Below are 603 nucleotides of genomic sequence, written 5' to 3'. Positions count from 1 at the left end.
TCCGCAATAAAGAGCGGTTTGCCAATGCCATTTACTTCCATCTCGGCGGGTTGGATCTTTACCCTGATGGGATTACTAGATGATGGGCGCCCACTCAATCAGGGGAAGAGCCAAAAATACCGGCCATCATCGGGAACAGAAGGCGCCTCGTTTTATGAGACATGGTGCAGCGAATGCGCCCGGGATGAGGGCGAATCATGTGAGATACTGGCCAAGACGTTTCGGATCGACGTAGAGGATGATGAATACCCTCAAGAATGGACCTATGACGAATCAGGGCGACCAATCTGTACGGCCTTTGTGCAGCGTGGGGAGGCAATACCAACGCCTCGATGTACAAAAACCATAGATATGTTTGACAACCAATAGCCCCAGACAGAACTACTTGGGCACACCTGGTCAGTGGCGTACGTCGAGCGTTGCGCAACACCAATTGGCCAACACTGGAGCGACCTATTATGCCAGAAAGTAGCCCTGAATTTTCGCCGGACTATGAGCGACAACAGCACCACAAACGGTTGCGTGAGTTGAGGCCCGCACCCAAGCCATGCCCACGCCCTGCTAAACAGGAAAAATTGAAATTGCTAACCGTGACTAGAGTTT

Annotated in this window: 1 protein-coding gene; it reads left to right on the top strand. The window is 51.7% G+C overall.

Features of this window, described 5'->3' with window-relative positions; all coding sequences use genetic code 11:
- Positions 1–369 (top strand): hypothetical protein (locus ACOCD2_RS25085; RefSeq protein ID WP_419620892.1); only part of this gene is annotated, 369 nt, incomplete at its 5' end.
- Between the last annotated feature and the right edge of the window lie 234 nt (positions 370–603).

Origin of the sequence: Thiolapillus sp., assembly GCF_048562965.1 — a bacterium.
Taxonomy (GTDB): domain Bacteria; phylum Pseudomonadota; class Gammaproteobacteria; order Chromatiales; family Chromatiaceae; genus Thiolapillus; species Thiolapillus brandeum_A.
Note: the sequence above shows the minus strand (reverse complement) of the source record. Positions and strands in the feature narration are given on the sequence as shown.